Consider the following 17734-nt stretch of genomic DNA (forward strand, 5'->3'; position numbering starts at 1 on the left):
TGTTTATTGTTTTGTAATCGTGTCAGCGATTTGTTTTTCTGTCATATCAGTAGATAGCTGGTATTCACCAATTTGAATTTTCGTACTATAATCATTTTCTTCTAAAAACTGATTAAATTCTTCCGTATCTTGTATTAGTCCAATGTTGAACAGTTCATCTGCAATTGTCATAGAACTCATTCCTGTGTTTATGACAAGTGTATGATGAGTAACTTTTTCCTTATCTGCTTCTTCTTCCAGATCGTCTTCATTCTCGTGTGGTTCAACTTCTTCCTTTTCCGTTTTTAGTTCATTTGTTTCCATCGAATCAACAGACGATTCAAGTTTCTGAGTTTCTTCTTCCGTAGAATTCGTCGTATTTGGAGGACTGTCCTCAACATTATATCCGCTTTCTTCTAAATGTTTGATCATTTGTTGGTTCGTTAGTGTAACTGAATGATTTGTGTTATTTTTGTCTAAATAGTAAACGATAGATAATAGTGCTGTTGCACATAATATTCCTAATGCAAAGGCTTGAACCGATTGTTTCATTTATAATCCACCGCCTCTAGCATCTAGCTTATTTTGGTTAATAATAGAATGTACATCGTATTCACTTAATTTGGTTTCTTTTGCAATATCCTGAATGGACAACCCATCTATGTGCATTCGTATAATTTTTTTCATGAGCGGTGTTTTATTTCCTTCTAGTGGTTGAGACTTGAAATGGGTGATGTCATCTGATAACAGCTCCTCTTCCAAGATCTTTACTTTTTTTTGTAATTGGTATGTTTCTTGTAAAGTAGAAATTGAAACCTGCTCTAATTGGTCCTCTATTGATTTAAAGCGATCTTTCATGAAAAAAGATAGAAATAACAATAATATTGAAGTAGTAAATAAACAAATAATTGCATAAATCACGAACATTCCTCCATCGTTTTTACTGTTTCCATACTAGTTATAACACAGGTGTTACAGATAGAAAACAGTTTCAACGAATTATAGGACTTTTGATTGAAACCTTGAAATAAATAAGAATTTTTGGTAATATAATTAAGTCTGATTAATGATATAAACTGAATTGTATTTTATGATTCAGATTAACAATAGTAAGTTGTTCTTACTGTTGTAATGAAAATGATATTGAATAAAGATATGGAGGGATAATCATGCGTGTAAACATTACACTTGCTTGTACTGAAACTGGTGATCGTAATTATATTAGTACTAAAAATAAACGTAAGCACCCTGAACGTCTGGAGCTTAAAAAATATAGCCCGCGTTTGAAAAAACACACATTACACCGTGAAACAAAATAATTTAGAAAAAAACTCTTACCAAATCGTGGTAAGAGTTTTGTTTTGGAAATTATAAAATGGCTGGATTGTGGATAAAAGGTGTTGGTTAGCGACGTCCAGCTCCAGCGCCCAGCGACTAGTGAGACTTCCCTCACCTCCGTACGATAAGTCAACATCGGTTCACTTCGTTCACCGTGTTTCCTTTATCTCCTGCGGTTCAGTCCAGTCCATACGTCGCTACCAGGGCGCATGCGCTTTTGTTTTATATTTCACGTTTTAAAAAAGTAGAGGTGTTTGTTATTGACGAAAAAAGAAAAGCTTAGAAGTGAGACATTACAAATTTTACGAGAGATATCCGAAGAAGAAAAAGAACAAGTGGAACGAAATATAGGGAGGCATCTTGTCCATAGTGAATGCTGGGAAAAAGCAAAAACAATTGGTGTAACCATTTCGACTAATAATGAATGGGATACAAGAAAATTAATTGAAGCTGCTTGGACACAGAAAAAAAGAGTTTGTGTTCCTAAATGTTTTCCAAAAGATAAACGTATGGTTTTTTATGAATTACATACTTTCGAGGATTTAGAGACTGTGTATCATCATTTGTTAGAACCAAAACCGAATGGTGATTTTATTGTGACGAAGAATCAAATCGATTTAATGATTGTACCGGGGATTGTATTCGATTATAAAGGGTTTCGTATAGGATATGGTGGGGGATATTACGACCGTTATTTAGCAAATTATGAAGGTACGACCGTTTCTTTAGCCATCCAAGATCAAATTGTAGAGGAACTTCCAACAGAAAATCATGATATAAAAGTTGATTATATTATTACAGATCAAGGTTTTGTTTCCACATCTTCATTCTATTGACAGCATATTCTTCTTGAAAACGGTGCAAACTACACTCAACAATTCAAAAAGAAAGAAGGGTGAGTGTATGAAACAATTGATTACATTTAGCTCGGTTATTTTAGGCTTAAGTATTCTTTTTAAAAAGAGGTATCGTATATTAAACATGATGTTAGCTGTAAATGTTATTCGCAAAGTAATTGTTAAAATTACAATGAATTTACCATATTTACGAAAAAAAATATTACCGAGTATTCTTGGACGTTCAGCTTAAAAGTTGAACGTTTTTTTATACGAAAAATATAAAATTTTAGCTTTGAAGTTAATGACCAAGTTTTTCTAACATTTAATTGGTTATTTTTGAATTTTTTTAATACCATAGATGTATACCTAAGTTTTTTGCTCTTACAAAAGGGGGCGGCTTATCATGTATTTAAAAGAAGCCTATTATTTTTTTCGTATGACACACGACTTAATACAAAATCAAAAATTTAATCTTTTACATATCGACCATTCTAGGGAAGAAATCTGGTTAGAAAAAAAGGTGAAGGGTATTACTCATATTGTTCGATTATTACAGGAGCAATTTGACTGGAGTAATCATTTAAAAAGAGATATCGATGAAACCGTTGAACGGGCTAAAAAACTCCAAAGAATAATCATTGGTGGGAAAACTTTTATTCATAATGTATATGTTTCTACTTATCCTCCTGTTGATCAATTAGAATTAGCAAAAAAAACAATGGAGATGGAACGAAAGCTAGCTAAAATGCGTGTATATCTTTTAGATGAGGCAAATAGAGAAAGTAAAAAGGAGCAATTATACAACAACTTAGGACTAGCAAATAATCCGTTTGAATATCCACATACAGAACTGGAATTGGAGCACACAACTATTGTTTTGCGAGAGCAAATTAATCAGTTATTTGTGAAGTCACAAAAGGAAAAGGAAGCTGTATTCCAGAATGGAATGCCATTTTTTACTTTCTTCCTTATCATCATAAATGTTTTCATGTTCTTTTTATTGGAAGGTGCTGGAGGAAGCACATCCACTAATACTTTAATAGAATATGGTGCTAAATATAACCCAGCAATCTTAGACGGAGAATGGTGGAGAATTATTTCTTCTATGTTCCTTCATATTGGCGCTTTACATCTCATTATGAACATGATTGCTTTACATTTTCTTGGATCAGTAGTGGAAAATATATATGGTAATTTCAGATTTCTTGTTATTTATTTTCTTGCTGGAATTATGGGTGGTTTAAGTAGTTTTGCATTAAATCCTCACATTGCTGCAGGGGCTTCAGGTGCCATTTTTGGATTATTCGGTGCACTTTTATTTTTTGGCATTAATTACAAAAAAATTTTTTTCCAGACAATGGGATGGAATGTTATTGTTGTTATCTGTATTAATATTGTTTTTGGATTTAGTGTTCCACAAATCGATAATGGGGCTCATATCGGTGGTTTAATTGGAGGGTTTGTAGCTTCTTCGATTGTGTTTTTTCCAAGACGTAACAATTGGTATATTCAACTTATATCCTTACCAGTCTATGTAGTTATGATTGGATCACTGCTGCTTTATGGTATTTATCAGTTTTCAAATCATGAAAACTCAGCTCTGCAACTCCAGATTGCCCAAGAATTAATTAACGAGGAGCAATATGAAGAAGTAATAGAGAAAACGAGTAACGGAATAACTATCAAAGGTGAGAATATACACCTGGCGGAATTACTATTTTTTCGATCTTTTGCACATATAAAACTTAATCAACCCGGCCCCGCTATGGATGATTTGGAACAGGCGATTAAGATAAAAGGTGATTTTCCGGAAGCTCACTATAATCTTGCGTTATTATTAACGGATATAAATGAGATTGAAAGAGCAACACATCACGCAAAAGAAGCGACAAAGCTCGCTCCCGGAAATGAAGAATTCAGTGATCTGTACAAACGGCTGCAAGCAAATTAATAGTATTGAATAAGTTGCTCTTTTTTTCCATTTTGATCTTGGTATAGGACCATTAGATGCTTTCCGTCTTTATCAAAAAGGATTAAAGGAATGAAGCTATCAACTGGTTTTTGCGTTTCTGATATTCCAAGAATGTAATTTTTATATAAACCTTCCCACAGCTGTCCAATTACCCGTTCAGTGACTTCTTGTGTTAACCCAGGTATTGGCTTCTTTTCATAGGACATCAATTCTGTTAAAGGGACATAAATATATTGATCCTTAGGAATTTGAAAGTAATCAATTAACTGTTTCCAATGATAACTCAATTGTTGGTTTGTAGCATGATCTAATGTCTTTTTCCATTCTTTTTGACTAGAATTCATTGGTTGATCAAATGATTCTAGCGCTGTATAAGGAGAGTCAATGACATACAGCTCATCCGATGACATGGCGTGAATACTTTTAATCTCATCATCAGGATAATGAATTTCTCCATGATGAAAGGAAATGGTTTGATAGTGACTACTATCTTCTCCATGAACTAACGTTTGTAATTGTATATTTTTTTCATTTTCTTTCCATTTACTTAAAATACCTTTAAGCCTTCCATCTGAAAATAGGAGCGAAACATCCTGTCTTAAATAAATGGGATCTGTTAAGTTCGAATAGGTTGTCCATTTGATGTCATATTCATCTTGGTCGGTTTCTGATAGCAATTTTAACTCTGTATGATAGGAATGAAAAGAAAGTGAATCATCAATTGGGAAAAATTTTATTACACTAACTTCTTTCTCATAAAAAAGCAGTAATGCTAAAAAAAGTGAAGCAACTATTATTCCAGTTGCAACATATAATTTCTTCATAAAATGAACCCCTTCTTCCGTAGTTTCTTATCGTTAAGAAACTTTTTGGACAAACTTAACTTAGTTAATCCATTTATATGATGCTTGTTCATTTTATATGAAGATTAGTGTTAAACAAGAATGGAAGTATGCATGTATTTATTGAATCGGTACAAGCTAATAAACAGAATTCATTTGTTAGGGTGAGATGATGGAAAAGAAATTGAAACCAATGTACCGAAACTTTAAACAAAATGTAGAATACATGCGAGACAGGCTAGGGGTAGATAAAAGTTTTGACGTTATCCACCTTGATGTTGAGTACGCTGAGCGAAGAATGGCTTTATTCATGATAGATGGATTTGTTAAAGATGATATATTACATCTATTAATGAAATTTTTAGCTAAATTAGAGCCAGATCATTTAGAACCCGAACCGCTTGAAAAATTGTTAAAAACCTATATTCCATATGTAGAATTGGACACGACAGATGATTTAGATGAAGCAGGTGATATGGTTTTAGCTGGACCAACTGCTTTATTCGTTGAAGGTATGGATAAGATTATTATAATTGATGCAAGAACATATCCTGTTCGGGGTCCACAAGAACCTGATTTAGAAAGAGTTGTACGAGGTTCTCGAGACGGTTATGTAGAAACAATTGTTTTTAACACAGCTCTAACTAGACGAAGGATACGTGATCGATCGCTTCGGATGGAATATACCAGTATCGGAAGACGGTCCAAGACAGATATTTGTGTCTGTTATCTAGAAGATATTGCTGATCCTGAAAAAGTAGAGGTTTTAAAAGATCATCTAAAACAAATTGATACAGATGGCCTTCCGATGGCAGAGAAAACGGTCGAGGAATACTTAGGTGGAAGGCATTGGAATCCTTATCCGACAATAAGGTATACCGAAAGACCTGATACAGCAGCAGCACATCTTTATGAAGGACATATCATCCTTATCATTGATGGGTCTCCAAGTGTCATGATAACACCAGCGACATTTTGGCATCATTTGCAGCATGCTGAAGAATATAGGCAAAAGCCCTTAGTAGGAGCTTACCTACGATTTGTAAGGTATATTGCGGTAATTGCATCGATATTTATTTTACCATTATATTATTTGTTCTCCGTAAACCCAGATTTACTTCCGACAGCATTAAACTATATTGGACCGAGTGAATTTGGAGCTATACCATTGCTTGTACAGTTTCTTATAGCTGAGATTGGCATTGATATACTTCGAATGGCAGCTATTCATACACCAACTGCACTAGCAACGGCCCTTGGTTTAGTTGCAGCAATTTTAATAGGTCAAGTAGCGGTAGAGGTAGGGTTATTTTCAAATGAGGTTGTATTGTATCTTGCTATCGCAGCAACCGGAACGTTTGCAACACCTAGCTACGAGTTAAGTTTGGCAAATAGAATTTTACGTATTGTCTTGTTAATCGTAACAGCAAGCTTTGGTGTAGCGGGTTACGTAGTAGGTATTACGGGATGGATCATTTATCTTATGCGTATGAATTCCTTTAACACAGGTTATCTATGGCCGTTTATACCATTCTCACCGATTGCATTTAAAGACGTATTACTTCGGACTCCAGTACCATTAAAACGTTCAAGACCACCTTTCCTTAACCCACAAGACCCAGACCGATAATTCGTTCTGGGTTTTTTATGTATATTATAAAGAAGGAAGAAGGCATTTATTTTCTTTCTTCTGCTTGCTATAATAGAATAGGTGAATAATATGGAAACAGTATTTGATGTACAACAGCTGCTTAAAAAATATGGAACAATTATTTATATTGGTGATCGGTTAGCTGATCTTGAATTAATGGAAGATGAAATCAAAGAATTGTATCAATCACAGTTTATTTCAGCAAAAGATTATCAGAAGGCAGTTTTAATTTTAAAAAGAGAAGCAGCATATATACGGCAAGGGTAGGGGATTCGGTGAATTGACAGAAGTATGTTGTAGGTGTTGATATCGGAGGTCTAATAAAGAAACACTTCTATCCAAAACGTTTGAAACACAAGGGGAATTTGGAGGTGCCTACTTAGTCAAACAGAAAATGAAATAAAATAGGATAAATGAATGATTGTTTTTTTGTCACGAGATGATTATAATTTCTTTTACATGGCATACTTTTTATGAAGACAGATTTATCCAATTTTGTAAAAAATATTCCCTTTCGCAGGGTTTATTTTTTTGTTTTCATCAATTAAAATGAATGGATGTTAGATAATCAGTCTAGAATAATGTAACTAATTTCTTTTTATCTACGTCTATACGAAGTGAGCTTCATTTAATAATAATAAAATGTACTACATTTCAAGAATGTATGACAAATAGAGGAGGAAACATATAATGATTCAAAACAAATCTAAATTACCATTATATGTGCTAGCAAGTATTTTATTTGGATTGAAAACGTATATCGTCTATCGATTTTTATTTACTATATCTTTAGATAACACAATGCAAGAATTTATTCTATTCATTAATCCTTTCGTTTCAGCATTTCTAGTCTTTGCTATTGCTGTTTGGTTTAGTAGAAAACGACAAATGAAGTTTTTACGATATGCTTCGTTAATAGGAACAATAATTCTTTACTTTAATCTAATTTTTTACCGTAATTTTACTGATTTTATTACTATACCTGTGTTATTTCAGGGTAGCAATGCCACAGACTTGGGATCTAGTCTGTTAGCACTTGTTCATTTACCAGATATATTGTTGTTTTTAGACGTTCTTATTATTTGGTATTTAAGTAAAAAGCGCGAAGGTATGGTCATGGTTCATTATCGAAAAAGAATGAAGGCATTTGTGTTTAGCTTGTCTATAGCCTTTTTAATAGGAAATTATATCTTGGCTGAGATTGAGCGACCACAGCTATTGCAAAGAACTTTTGACAGGGAATATCTTATTAAAAATATTGGGTTATTTAATTACCACGTGTATGACGCAGTATTGCATTCAAAAACAAAGGCTCAGCGTGTTTTTGCAGATGGAAATGAAATGCCTGAAATTAAAACCTATGTAAATGAAATAAATGAAGTGAATAATCAGGATACAGAATTGTTTGGTGTGGCAAAGGATAAGAACGTTATTTTTATTTCTTTAGAATCCGTGCAAAGCTTTGTGATTAATAGGACTGTAAATGGGGAAGAGGTAACGCCATTTATGAATGATTTAATTGAAAATAGCTATTATTTTAAAAACTTTTACCACCAAACAGAGCAAGGAAAAACATCCGATTCAGAATTCTTAGTAGATAATTCATTGTATCCACTTCCTAGAGGAGCTGTATTTTTTACTCATGGACAAAATGAATATAATGCACTTCCAGAAATACTAAAGAATCAAGGATATTACTCAGCTGTATTCCATGCGAATAACAAAAGCTTTTGGAATCGTGATGTAATGTATGATAATGTTGGATATGACCATTTTTATGATGAAAATGCATACCAGATTACCCAAGAAAACACCATTGGATGGGGTCTTAAGGACAAACCATTTTTTGAACAGTCGATTAAGTATTTACAATCTTTACCTGAGCCTTATTACTCCAAGTTTATTACGCTAACGAATCATTATCCATTTGATTTAGGGGAAGAGGATGCTTCAATTGAACCGTATCATTCTAATTCAAAAACATTGAATCAATACTTCCCTACTGTTCGTTATACAGATGAAGCGTTAGAGGAATTCTTTGACCAGTTAAAGCAGTCTGGGCAGTATGAAGACTCTATTATTGTTATGATGGGCGACCATTATGGTATAAGTGACTTCCACAATAAAGCGATGAGCATGTATTTAGATAAGGATGAAATTACCCCTTATGATCATGTTCAATTACAAAGAGTGCCGTTTTTCATTCACATACCAGGTGAAGAAGGAAAGGTATTTGAAAAAATTGCTGGGCAAATTGACGTAAAACCTACGTTGTTACATTTATTAGGGATAGAAAATAAAGGTGATATTGGATTTGGCAATAATTTATTTGCCGAAGAAAGAAAAGACTTTATTGCATTAAGAGATGGAAGCTTTATTACGGATGATTATATTTATAGTAAAGATCAATGTTTTGATAGAGACACTGGTAAGTTATTAGCAACAACTTCAAATAATGAGTTAACCAATAATGAAGAAGAGCAGGAAGAGAATGTTTGCCAACCATATAAATCCATTGTTCAAAAAGAGTTATCTTATTCTGATCAAATTATTTATGGTGATTTGTTAAGATTTTATGATAGTAAAGTACAAGTGCATACCGAGGAATAAAAAAGAGGGCTGTCTAGTTGAATCACTAGGCAGCCCTCTTCTTTAATTAAATAATATTTAACTCTGATAGGATTGTCATTATTGAAAACCATCCAAATACCAAGGTAGAGATACCAGCAAATCCAACTGCAAAGAAGTTCTTTGCTTTTAATTCTCTGAACACTGCCACTAAACATAAGACCGCTACTACTAACAAGATAATAGCCAATTCCATCCTTATACCTCCTCGAAATCTAAACCATGTTGAATAACGTTCCTTATTATACTAATATGTAATAGACCATTTCTTCTCATACATTCTAAAACAAAAAAAATGTTTTGTCGAGATGAAAATCTAAAATATTACATAGAAAAGGAGGAAAGGAAAATGGATGTAAATAAGTTATCATTAGGACCTTTAGGAACAAATTGTTACGTTATATCAAATGACAAAGAAAGCATTATCTTTGATCCAGGTGGAGATGCTGATCAAATAGTAAATTGGATTGAAAAGTCTCAGCTTAATCCTGTCGCTATTTGCTTAACACATGCACACTTTGATCATATCGGTGCAGTAGAACCACTTCGTGAACAATACGAAATTCCTGTTTATTTACATGAGCTAGAAGAAAATTGGTTATCAGATCCTACTCTGAATGGATCATCTTTTTTTCCAGTAGAAGACATCGTAGTTCAATCTTGTGATGCTTTTTTAGAAGAAGGTAAAATGAAGCTTCAATCATTTGAATTTGAAATTTTACATACCCCGGGTCACTCACCAGGCGGAGTGGCATTTGTATTTAATAGAGAGAAAAAGATTATTGGTGGTGATAGTTTATTTCATCACGGTATTGGTCGAACAGATTTACCAGGTGGGGATTTTGATACTTTAATAAACAGTATTAAGACAAAGTTGTTTAAGTATGAGGATGATTATGAGGTGTTTCCAGGACATGGTCCTTTGACAACTATTGGAAATGAAAAAAGGGAAAATCCATTTTTATAGAGTAGATCGTACGAAAAAACGGTTTGACTGCTTATTACAAACCTAAGTAAAAAAGCTTTGACTTTGATTGATTCAAAGTCAAAGCTTTTTTATTAATGTCCAAATCCAGGTACCAAAATAAAATTAGTATAGTAAGTAAATCCGATAAAAAAGACCGTACAATAAGCACCGAATAAATACATATACATTCTTTCAGATAAATTTAAAAATCCTACTCCCAGGAAAAAGACAGTTTGTGCCAGAAACAAGAAAGCCATGTTATGCATTTCAGCCACATAGAACATGACAGTAAAAATTCCTGTCCAAAAAGAAAGCACACGAAACATTCTGTCCATACTTTCCCCTCCTTCATAAAGGTATGTATCATCGTTATTATATACGAGGTAAAAGAGATTGTAAATCAATCTTATCCATGTTTTAACTATTTTTAAAGAAATAAAGGCTGACACACATTTCATCTAAGTGTTGCGTCAGCCTTTCTTTGGACATGAACTGGGCTAGCTGGATTCGAACCAGCGAATGACGGAATCAAAATCCGCTGCCTTACCGCTTGGCTATAGCCCAACATCTTACATTCATTATGATGAACAAATGGTCAATTTTTATACTATTTTTCTTCGATTTTTTTAATGTACATTCTTAATTCACGTTTCCCACCCTTATCAGAAATTACATAAAATTGAACATCTATTGTATCACTATTAATAAACGAATAAGCTGCGGTTACCTGACCATAAGGATAATCAAAGATTTTTTGCCCGCTTTCCGAGGATTCACTCTGCTGGAGGTTATCTAATAATTCAGCATGAGCCATTTGAATAAGAGTCTGTAATTTCATTTGTTCTATTTCTAATTTAGATACCTCTATATGGTTTATATATACGGTTACACTAGACGAAATGACCATAAGTGTTAAAACCATAATAAGCATGAAATAAGGCAAGATAAATCCCTTTGAGTTTCGGAATAATTCAGTAGAGGCTAAATTTTTTTTCATAAAGTTGACCTTCAATCGTTTTTACTGTTATATCAAAACCAAAAGAATTTGTTTGTATTTCTAATTCTTCAATATCTCTAGCCAGTATTTCGTGTCCTTTCCCTGTTACTTGTCTTCGTATCACTTGTTGATACTGATCAATTGAAACCACCTCTCCATTGTGATTTTTCAATAATAATGTATCATTTGAAACTGTCATTGATTCAGTACGGTAAAGTTCATCCTGAATAAATTGAAATAGTTGTCTTACAGATAATTCTTCTGAATAGCTAGGGATAGTGAGGGAGGTAAAGAAATATGGGACAAAGGGTAGTGTTACCATTAGAAATGAAAGAGAAAACAGTATAGATAGCAAGGTGAACCCACCATTAGATTTATGGGTATCCGTAAAGGCAGGAAGTTTCATAGCCAGTTTTTGCATTTTTCCATTTTACACATCCTTTCATTAATTCCTCTTCAAATTCAAAAGTTAGGTGCAGCAATCCTATGCTGGTATTTTTTTGATAACTAATGGGGAACTCTAACTGAGATGAAGCCCATATATGATATAGTAGTTCATCATGTAAAATAGATTGTGCGTTTCGCCTATGGCTTAATAATACTTCTTCCACTTTAATTTGAGAAAGAATCGGGATAAGGCTAAACATAATTGTCGAAAAGATTGCTAGACAAATAAGGACTTCTGTTATATGGAATCCACTTGAATTATTTTTCAATAATATAACACCTGCCTTTCCCAAACGGAAAAGATACGTCATAGCTGCTATAAGTAGTATCGATAGTGAAAGTTCCTGGATTTTTTATTGTTCCATTCGTAGTAAATGATATCGGCATTGTTAAAGTTCTTAAGTTAATGTCCCAAGTTTTAGGGATTTCTCTTGTAACTATAGACTTCCCTACAGGCCCTTGTTTGATAACGTATAGATTTTTTTCAGGCTCAATAACCATATAGATATTGTCTCTTGTAACAGTTGTCCTTTTTTGCATATATAAAATATCATCCTGAAATATTTGAATAAAATGTCTGGTTTTATATTGATCGATAACATGATATTGAAATGCCCCTCCGATTGAGATAATAAAAGAAATCATACTTAACACTATAATAACTTCTATCAATGTAAAGCCGCTCTGTTTATTCGACGGCAACAATTTCTATTGTTCCATTTGTTAATGTAATTTTTTGTTGACCATTGGCACATTGATCTGTTTGTAAATACTCACCTTCGATTAAAGTTTGAATGTCAATGGGTGTACTGCCGTTATCAATTTCATAAGCTTGTATTTGACTCTCCGTTAATTGAACTAAAGCATTACAACCTTTTGTTTGCATTGTATTATTTTTATCAGCTAGGTTAGGAATTAAAAGTATAAGTAAAGTGCTTATTACGGTCAGAACAATTAACATTTCTATAAGAGTAAATCCTTTTTGATTATTCATATTTTTTCCCTCATTTCATAGGTTTTGAATTAATTGGAACATCGGTAGCATTAAAGTTAAGTAAATAAACAGGATTAATCCACCAATCATAATGAAAAAGGCTGGTTGAATAAAATCAATCAATTGCTTTGTCTTGCTTTCAATTTGTTCAATTAAAAACTCAGCATAGATGGCTAAATCTTTAGCAAGAACCTGGTTATTTATATTCTTATTAAAAATTCTATATAGTTCTTTCGTGAACATCGAACAAGACGGGAGAACGGATGTGATTGATTTCCCTCTCTTTAATTCGGAGATCATTCTATTTGAATAATACGAAATAATCGGTAATTGCTGTTGATTGTGCAGGGTTTCAAGACATGCTTTTAATGATAACCCTGCATTTAGTAAGGAGCTTAGGTGAATAGAAAATAAAAAAGAGTTGTTTAGTTTTAGAATAAAATGAAAGAAGGGGATAAGATGGTATACCTTTATTCGGTTTTCAACGCTTAATTTTTCCTTCATCAATAACCAACTTCCATAAATGATTATTAAACATAATGAACCGTATACTAAAATCTGAAATAGAATATGGATAAATGTTATAGCGAAATCAGTTATTTTCGAGGTCCCGGAAGTTGAAGAAAATAAATGGAGAAAAGACGGGTAAACGGAATTTTTTATAAAATACAATAAAGTAATAAAAAGGATACCTAAAAAAAGCGGATACCTTGCTGTTTGTTTGAATTTTTTCGTGAACTGAATTTGTTGGTTTAACATTAAACAACATTGTTTTAATGCGGTTTCTAAATCTCCATCGAGCATTGCAAAATACATAAACGAGATTACTTTTTTATGAAAGTTGGCTTCCTGTAAGGCAATATGGAGCGATTTTCCATTTTTAAGTGTCTCAATAATTAAATTGGTTTGATATTGCCATGATTTCTCCCAATGAAGAATTTCAAGTGCTTCCAATAAAGAGTACCCATTTTCAATCAGTCGATATAGCCGTTTGAGAAAGTCATGTTGTTTTTGAATGGATAGAGGTTGTTTTTGCTTGTATTTAATCAATTGTGAAAATAGCTTCCTCCGCAAATCCATAAGCATAGGCTTTCCTCCTTAGTTGATCAAATGTAATCAGTTCTTTTTGAATCAATTTTGAATTTCCTTTAATCGCACTTTTCATCACATTACCATCTAATAATTCAAGAATAGCCGCGCGGGATGGAAGGTTATTATTTGTATTAATCGGTAATAGGCGGAGAGATGCAACAGCGATTAAACTTTGCTCTAATTCTGTTTTATTAATGCCCATCTCTATTAAACGGTGAATTGTCCCAACTGCATCCTTTGCATGTAATGTACTTAAAACTAAATGGCCAGTAAGTGAAGCATGAAATGCAAAGTGAGCAGTTTGCTTGTCTCGAATTTCTCCTACCATAATAATATCAGGATCATGTCTAAGAGCAGCCTTTAAGCCAATGTTATAACTAATGCCGGCTTTTTCGTTTACTTGGACCTGTAATATATTTTTCATTTCTTTTTCTATAGGGTCTTCAAGTGTAATGGTTTGAAAAGATTGTTCAATGAGTAAGGATTGTAGAAGGGCGTACAGAGTTGTGGTTTTTCCACTGCCAGTTGGTCCAGTGAACAAAATGATTCCCGATCGATTGTTTATCCAACGTTTAATCTTTTGAAGTTGAGAAGGAAATAGGAATAACTGTTCTAATGATGGAGCTTCTTGTTGGGGAAGAATACGAATGGCGAGACTTTCAAGGGAGTTGACAGGAAGAGTAGATAATCTTAAGGAAAATTTCTTTTGTTGTGAGCTGAAATTAATGGTACCATGTTGTGGCTTTCTGGATTCTCCAATATCCATCCCAGACGAAAACTTGTAGTACGTTAGCAATGTTTCATACTGCTGAAACGGTAAAAATTGGTGAAATACTCGCTTTCCGTGAACTCGGAAATAAATTTCTGTACTTTTAGTGGATGGACAAAGATGAATATCAGATGCAGTTGATTGAATAGCAGATAAAAGAAGTTGATTGGAAAAAACAGCTGCTGGATTCAATATTTAGATCACCTCGCTATATTGTTTTATATTACTATTCGACACAACGCAACAATTCCCTTCAAATTTCTTTAAAAAATTTCAAAATATTTTGATGCGAATGACAGTTAAATTTCAACACAGCTTTATCTACTTATAAATAAGATCAAATAGGGTAAAATAGTAGTGAGGTGATTAAGTTGTCTGGAAATGATTACGTCAAATTCATGACACAAGAAATCGTTAAATATATGAATATGCCCCAAGAAGAAAAGAAAAAAAGAAAAGAAAATCGTAGCAATAATAAAACCGATAATATTTCAGGACGTTGGTTTGGTTTATTACCATTTGCATTAAAGCTATTAATACAAAAGAAAAAGTAGTGTGGCACAACTGGAAGAAGGCCATACTACTTTTTTTATTGCTAAGTAGTAAATTTTTGACTCATGATGTGAAATAGAGATGAACACCGATCTTTAACAAAGCTATTTACAAAATGATTTTTGATGAACTCGCTTGTGATAAATAAAAGAGACCGCCATTTATAACTTCTATATTAATTTGTGGTTTGAATCTTCCTTCTAAATCCTTTATCTCTTGATTAAAACGATCTTCATCCTCATCCATGGAGTGCTGATAAAAATGTTCCAGAAGCTTTTTTTCTTCTTGTAAGTGACTCCAAGACTCCTCGGCCCAACTATGCTCGATGTTCTCTAAATAATTTTCAACGTAGCGGTTGATTCTTTGGTATCCACTCTTTAGTCGAATGATCGGTGTGATCGTATAACAAAAGTCTGGTATAGAAGGCTGTAAGTGTAATTTTTCTAATTCATCCATCATCATTGTTTTCATTGCCCCATTAATTAATTGCAACCCAATGGACAGAATCTCGTCTTTCTTATGTTTTCCAGTGTAGCTAATTTTAACATTCGTAACTAACCAAGGAATTAATGCAGTTCTATTACCAGTTGTTGTCCTCTCGAACAAGCGCGTATACTTCCCTTGAGAATTCAAAAGATTGAATATTTGGTGTATTCGAGGACTACCAAAATGCACCCATTCGCCATCCTCATCTTTACGGTCAGGGTTCGTAATAAAGGAAACTTGCATCGGTTCACCTGGATAACCTAACTTTTTCACGTATTGCCAATAGAATGGACGATTCATTAATTTTTCATCCATTTTATCAGTAAGTTGTATACTTAATTTTCCATTGTCATTTTCTAATATTTCACATTGATTTGCTGTAAAGTAATCCGTAATAAAATTATGAAGATTCTCGAGTGTCATTCCAATCCTCCTCAGATTGCTGTTGTTGGGCATATGATATCACAGATGATAAATTTTCTAGTTTAATTCTTGCTTCACCCTCAGTAGCTGACTCTTGAAAGATGGTTTGGATTTCGTGTTCCACATCTTGAATTTCTAAATCTGCCAAAATTGCATCTAAATTACCAATTACTCGTTCGAAAAGTTGAATTTTTTCATAAAGTAAATTTAATACGTGTTCTTCCATCGTATTTTTAATTGCAAAATTATATATATTGACATCTTCTTCTTGTCCGAAACGGTGAATGCGTCCGATACGTTGTTCTAAACGCATTGGATTCCAAGGGAGATCATAGTTTATCATGTTGTTACAAAACTGCAAGTTAATTCCTTCTCCACCAGCTTCCGTTGCAATCAGTACTTGTGCGTGATTTTCGAACAACTGCCTCATCCAGTCCTTTTTCCCTCGCTTAAAACCACCTCTAAATGGTACGGAAGAAATACCGTGTTGTTGAAGATACCATTGCAGATAAAATTGAGTAGCCCGATACTCTGTGAAAATGATAAATTTTTCATCTTTATCTTTCATTAATTCCACCACTTTATCAGCTTTTGCATGATGTGGTAGTTGTTCAATTCTTTTCATAAAAGCCTCATAGGCTTCTGTATTTTTTGTGTTTCCTTGATTCACTAATTTTTTTAAGGACAAATAACAAGCTTCTCTTGAGGAGCATAGTTCTCTTGTAAACGTAATCGATGAAAAATTAGAGGTTTCATCTACAATTTCCACCAACTCGTTGTATGCTTGTTGCTCTTCATCAGAAAAATTAATCCAAACTGTTTCTACATTTCGTTTGGTCCAGTCTATTCCGGTGTCTCCACGACGGTTTCTTACCATTACCTTTTGAACCAGTTGTTTTAAATGCGTATCATTGAAAAGATTCTTTCTATCTCTACCAAACTGTTTTGTAAATTCATCATAATTTCCAAGATAACCAGGTTTAAGAATGGAGACTAAATTGAAAATGTCGGTAAGTTTGTTTTGAACCGGTGTTGCAGTTAACAATAAACAGTACTTCTTCCTTAATGATCGTACAAATTCATAGTTTTTCGTTTTATGGTTCTTTAATTTGTGAGCCTCATCAATTAAAACAAAATCATAGTCTTGTTCTAAAATTGTTTCACGATGAGGAGGTCTTTTAGCTGTATCTAGGGAAGTAACGACCACGTTATTTTGATCCCATACTGGCCGTTTACCTTGTGAGATAGCAGGTATATAAAACTTTTGTCTTAATTCATTCACCCATTGATTTACTAAAGATGCAGGAACAAGGATCAATGCTTTTTTGACTAAGCCTCGAATCATATATTCTTTTAAAACTAAACCTGCTTCTATTGTTTTGCCGAGTCCGACTTCATCTGCAAGTATCCCTCTACCATTCATTTCTTCAATTACTTGCTTGGCACAATCTAATTGATGCTGTAAAAATGTGATGTGTGGTAACCTTGAAGGAGCAGTTAAGCCTTTGAACTCTTCTGTCATCGTTGCTACAGAGGAATGATAGGACATTTTAAATAGTTCCCAAGAACAAAATGGACCTTCGTTTTCTAATTTATTATCCAATTCATCTATAAAACGTTGATCACGATTGATTTGTATATTCATCTGTAAACCCATCCTTTATAGGACATTATATTTTCTATGAATTTTTTAATTTTTTCCACAACACTGTTTTGTTGTGATATAATTTAAAATAAATCTATTGTGTAGTATGTCCA

23 protein-coding genes and 1 tRNA gene are annotated in these 17734 nt (G+C 33.3%); 9 read left to right on the forward strand and 15 right to left on the reverse strand.

Annotation, left to right across the window (positions count from 1 at the left end):
• Positions 1–3 precede the first annotated feature (3 nt).
• Together JOC48_RS00690 and JOC48_RS00695 are read right to left on the reverse strand one after the other, a co-directional pair.
• Entirely contained in the window at positions 4–531 is a 528-nt protein-coding gene (locus tag JOC48_RS00690) for a hypothetical protein (RefSeq protein WP_204497114.1), read from the reverse strand.
• Positions 532–900, reverse strand: coding sequence for a hypothetical protein (locus JOC48_RS00695; RefSeq protein WP_204497115.1), 369 nt, complete (start codon positions 898–900; stop codon positions 532–534).
• Positions 901–1148: 248 nt separating this feature from the next.
• Here JOC48_RS00695 and rpmG point away from each other — a divergent pair, with 248 nt between their 5' ends.
• The 4 genes from rpmG to JOC48_RS00715 all read left to right on the forward strand — a co-directional run bounded on the left by rpmG (position 1149) and on the right by JOC48_RS00715 (position 4107).
• On the forward strand, positions 1149–1298 hold the full coding sequence (rpmG, locus tag JOC48_RS00700; RefSeq protein WP_204497116.1) for a 50S ribosomal protein L33: 150 nt from the start codon (positions 1149–1151) through the stop codon (positions 1296–1298).
• Positions 1299–1577: 279 nt separating this feature from the next.
• Positions 1578–2153 (forward strand): 5-formyltetrahydrofolate cyclo-ligase, encoded by a 576-nt coding sequence (locus JOC48_RS00705; protein ID WP_204497117.1) that lies wholly within the window; start codon positions 1578–1580, stop codon positions 2151–2153.
• Between the two features lie 76 nt (positions 2154–2229).
• Positions 2230–2406, forward strand: a complete 177-nt coding sequence (locus JOC48_RS00710; RefSeq protein WP_204497118.1) for a hypothetical protein — start codon at positions 2230–2232, stop codon at positions 2404–2406.
• A 153-nt stretch (positions 2407–2559) separates the two neighbouring features.
• Positions 2560–4107, forward strand: a complete 1548-nt coding sequence (locus tag JOC48_RS00715; protein WP_204497119.1) for a rhomboid family intramembrane serine protease — start codon at positions 2560–2562, stop codon at positions 4105–4107.
• On the opposite strand, the gene JOC48_RS00720 is transcribed toward JOC48_RS00715, so the two are convergent.
• A complete protein-coding gene (locus JOC48_RS00720; RefSeq protein WP_204497120.1) occupies positions 4104–4952 on the reverse strand; it encodes a hypothetical protein in 849 nt (282 codons plus the stop codon). The two genes, JOC48_RS00715 and JOC48_RS00720, sit on opposite strands and share 4 nt — an antisense overlap.
• 190 nt (positions 4953–5142) lie before the next feature.
• Between JOC48_RS00720 and JOC48_RS00725 the strand changes: the two genes are divergently transcribed.
• The 3 genes from JOC48_RS00725 to JOC48_RS00735 all read left to right on the forward strand — a co-directional run bounded on the left by JOC48_RS00725 (position 5143) and on the right by JOC48_RS00735 (position 9231).
• Positions 5143–6600, forward strand: coding sequence for a spore germination protein (locus JOC48_RS00725; protein WP_204497121.1), 1458 nt, complete (start codon positions 5143–5145; stop codon positions 6598–6600).
• Between the two features lie 90 nt (positions 6601–6690).
• Complete coding sequence (locus JOC48_RS00730) at positions 6691–6888, forward strand: YqgQ family protein (RefSeq protein ID WP_204497122.1); 198 nt, start codon at positions 6691–6693, stop codon at positions 6886–6888.
• Positions 6889–7311: 423 nt separating this feature from the next.
• Entirely contained in the window at positions 7312–9231 is a 1920-nt protein-coding gene (locus JOC48_RS00735; RefSeq protein ID WP_204497123.1) for an LTA synthase family protein, read from the forward strand.
• 46 nt (positions 9232–9277) lie between these two features.
• On the opposite strand, the gene JOC48_RS00740 is transcribed toward JOC48_RS00735, so the two are convergent.
• Positions 9278–9445, reverse strand: a complete 168-nt coding sequence (locus tag JOC48_RS00740; RefSeq protein WP_204497124.1) for a DUF2759 family protein — start codon at positions 9443–9445, stop codon at positions 9278–9280.
• A gap of 153 nt (positions 9446–9598) precedes the next feature.
• On the opposite strand from JOC48_RS00740, the gene JOC48_RS00745 reads away from it, so the two are divergent.
• Positions 9599–10216 carry an MBL fold metallo-hydrolase gene (locus JOC48_RS00745; protein WP_204497125.1) on the forward strand — a complete coding sequence of 206 codons (618 nt, stop codon included), beginning with the start codon at positions 9599–9601 and terminating at the stop codon, positions 10214–10216.
• A 92-nt stretch (positions 10217–10308) separates the two neighbouring features.
• On the opposite strand, the gene JOC48_RS00750 is transcribed toward JOC48_RS00745, so the two are convergent.
• From JOC48_RS00750 to comGA, 9 genes are all read right to left on the reverse strand, one after another.
• Complete coding sequence (locus tag JOC48_RS00750) at positions 10309–10551, reverse strand: DUF2626 domain-containing protein (protein WP_204497126.1); 243 nt, start codon at positions 10549–10551, stop codon at positions 10309–10311.
• Between the two features lie 157 nt (positions 10552–10708).
• A tRNA-Gln gene (locus JOC48_RS00755) sits at positions 10709–10780 on the reverse strand.
• 43 nt (positions 10781–10823) lie between these two features.
• Complete coding sequence (comGG, locus tag JOC48_RS00760; protein WP_204497127.1) at positions 10824–11213, reverse strand: competence type IV pilus minor pilin ComGG; 390 nt, start codon at positions 11211–11213, stop codon at positions 10824–10826.
• Entirely contained in the window at positions 11188–11568 is a 381-nt protein-coding gene (locus JOC48_RS00765) for a ComGF family competence protein (RefSeq protein WP_204497128.1), read from the reverse strand. The genes comGG and JOC48_RS00765 overlap by 26 nt, the downstream gene beginning before the upstream one ends.
• A 19-nt stretch (positions 11569–11587) precedes the next feature.
• On the reverse strand, positions 11588–11929 hold the full coding sequence (locus tag JOC48_RS00770) for a hypothetical protein (RefSeq protein ID WP_204497129.1): 342 nt from the start codon (positions 11927–11929) through the stop codon (positions 11588–11590).
• On the reverse strand, positions 11919–12365 hold the full coding sequence (comGD, locus tag JOC48_RS00775) for a competence type IV pilus minor pilin ComGD (protein ID WP_338024207.1): 447 nt from the start codon (positions 12363–12365) through the stop codon (positions 11919–11921). Before comGD ends, JOC48_RS00770 begins: the two co-directional genes overlap by 11 nt.
• Entirely contained in the window at positions 12349–12654 is a 306-nt protein-coding gene (gene comGC / locus JOC48_RS00780; protein ID WP_204497131.1) for a competence type IV pilus major pilin ComGC, read from the reverse strand. The genes comGD and comGC overlap by 17 nt, the downstream gene beginning before the upstream one ends.
• A gap of 15 nt (positions 12655–12669) precedes the next feature.
• Positions 12670–13740 (reverse strand): competence type IV pilus assembly protein ComGB, encoded by a 1071-nt coding sequence (gene comGB / locus JOC48_RS00785; protein WP_204497132.1) that lies wholly within the window; start codon positions 13738–13740, stop codon positions 12670–12672.
• On the reverse strand, positions 13697–14707 hold the full coding sequence (gene comGA / locus JOC48_RS00790) for a competence type IV pilus ATPase ComGA (protein ID WP_204497133.1): 1011 nt from the start codon (positions 14705–14707) through the stop codon (positions 13697–13699). The genes comGB and comGA overlap by 44 nt, the downstream gene beginning before the upstream one ends.
• 170 nt (positions 14708–14877) lie before the next feature.
• Here comGA and JOC48_RS00795 point away from each other — a divergent pair, with 170 nt between their 5' ends.
• On the forward strand, positions 14878–15069 hold the full coding sequence (locus tag JOC48_RS00795; RefSeq protein WP_420829199.1) for a YqzE family protein: 192 nt from the start codon (positions 14878–14880) through the stop codon (positions 15067–15069).
• Positions 15070–15175: 106 nt separating this feature from the next.
• Here JOC48_RS00795 and JOC48_RS00800 read toward each other — a convergent pair whose 3' ends face one another.
• Complete coding sequence (locus JOC48_RS00800; RefSeq protein ID WP_204497135.1) at positions 15176–15976, reverse strand: YqhG family protein; 801 nt, start codon at positions 15974–15976, stop codon at positions 15176–15178.
• Positions 15954–17621, reverse strand: coding sequence for a DEAD/DEAH box helicase (locus JOC48_RS00805; protein WP_204497136.1), 1668 nt, complete (start codon positions 17619–17621; stop codon positions 15954–15956). Before JOC48_RS00805 ends, JOC48_RS00800 begins: the two co-directional genes overlap by 23 nt.
• Positions 17622–17734: the final 113 nt, after the last annotated feature.

The sequence above is a fragment of the Aquibacillus albus genome (assembly GCF_016908325.1).
Lineage (GTDB): Bacteria > Bacillota > Bacilli > Bacillales > Amphibacillaceae > Aquibacillus_A > Aquibacillus_A albus.

Bases quoted from the DNA above. Each gene is read 5' to 3' on its own strand.
- comGG (WP_204497127.1), bottom strand. From the start codon at position 11,213: ATGAAAAAAAATTTAGCCTCTACTGAATTATTCCGAAACTCAAAGGGA.
- JOC48_RS00690 (WP_204497114.1), bottom strand. From the start codon at position 531: ATGAAACAATCGGTTCAAGCCTTTGCATTAGGAATATTATGTGCAACA.
- comGC (WP_204497131.1), bottom strand. From the start codon at position 12,654: ATGAATAATCAAAAAGGATTTACTCTTATAGAAATGTTAATTGTTCTG.
- JOC48_RS00745 (WP_204497125.1), top strand. From the start codon at position 9,599: ATGGATGTAAATAAGTTATCATTAGGACCTTTAGGAACAAATTGTTAC.
- JOC48_RS00720 (WP_204497120.1), bottom strand. From the start codon at position 4,952: ATGAAGAAATTATATGTTGCAACTGGAATAATAGTTGCTTCACTTTTT.
- JOC48_RS00735 (WP_204497123.1), top strand. From the start codon at position 7,312: ATGATTCAAAACAAATCTAAATTACCATTATATGTGCTAGCAAGTATT.
- JOC48_RS00730 (WP_204497122.1), top strand. From the start codon at position 6,691: ATGGAAACAGTATTTGATGTACAACAGCTGCTTAAAAAATATGGAACA.
- JOC48_RS00805 (WP_204497136.1), bottom strand. From the start codon at position 17,621: ATGAATATACAAATCAATCGTGATCAACGTTTTATAGATGAATTGGAT.
- JOC48_RS00750 (WP_204497126.1), bottom strand. From the start codon at position 10,551: ATGGACAGAATGTTTCGTGTGCTTTCTTTTTGGACAGGAATTTTTACT.
- comGB (WP_204497132.1), bottom strand. From the start codon at position 13,740: ATGCTTATGGATTTGCGGAGGAAGCTATTTTCACAATTGATTAAATAC.
- rpmG (WP_204497116.1), top strand. From the start codon at position 1,149: ATGCGTGTAAACATTACACTTGCTTGTACTGAAACTGGTGATCGTAAT.
- JOC48_RS00725 (WP_204497121.1), top strand. From the start codon at position 5,143: ATGGAAAAGAAATTGAAACCAATGTACCGAAACTTTAAACAAAATGTA.
- JOC48_RS00800 (WP_204497135.1), bottom strand. From the start codon at position 15,976: ATGACACTCGAGAATCTTCATAATTTTATTACGGATTACTTTACAGCA.
- JOC48_RS00715 (WP_204497119.1), top strand. From the start codon at position 2,560: ATGTATTTAAAAGAAGCCTATTATTTTTTTCGTATGACACACGACTTA.
- JOC48_RS00740 (WP_204497124.1), bottom strand. From the start codon at position 9,445: ATGGAATTGGCTATTATCTTGTTAGTAGTAGCGGTCTTATGTTTAGTG.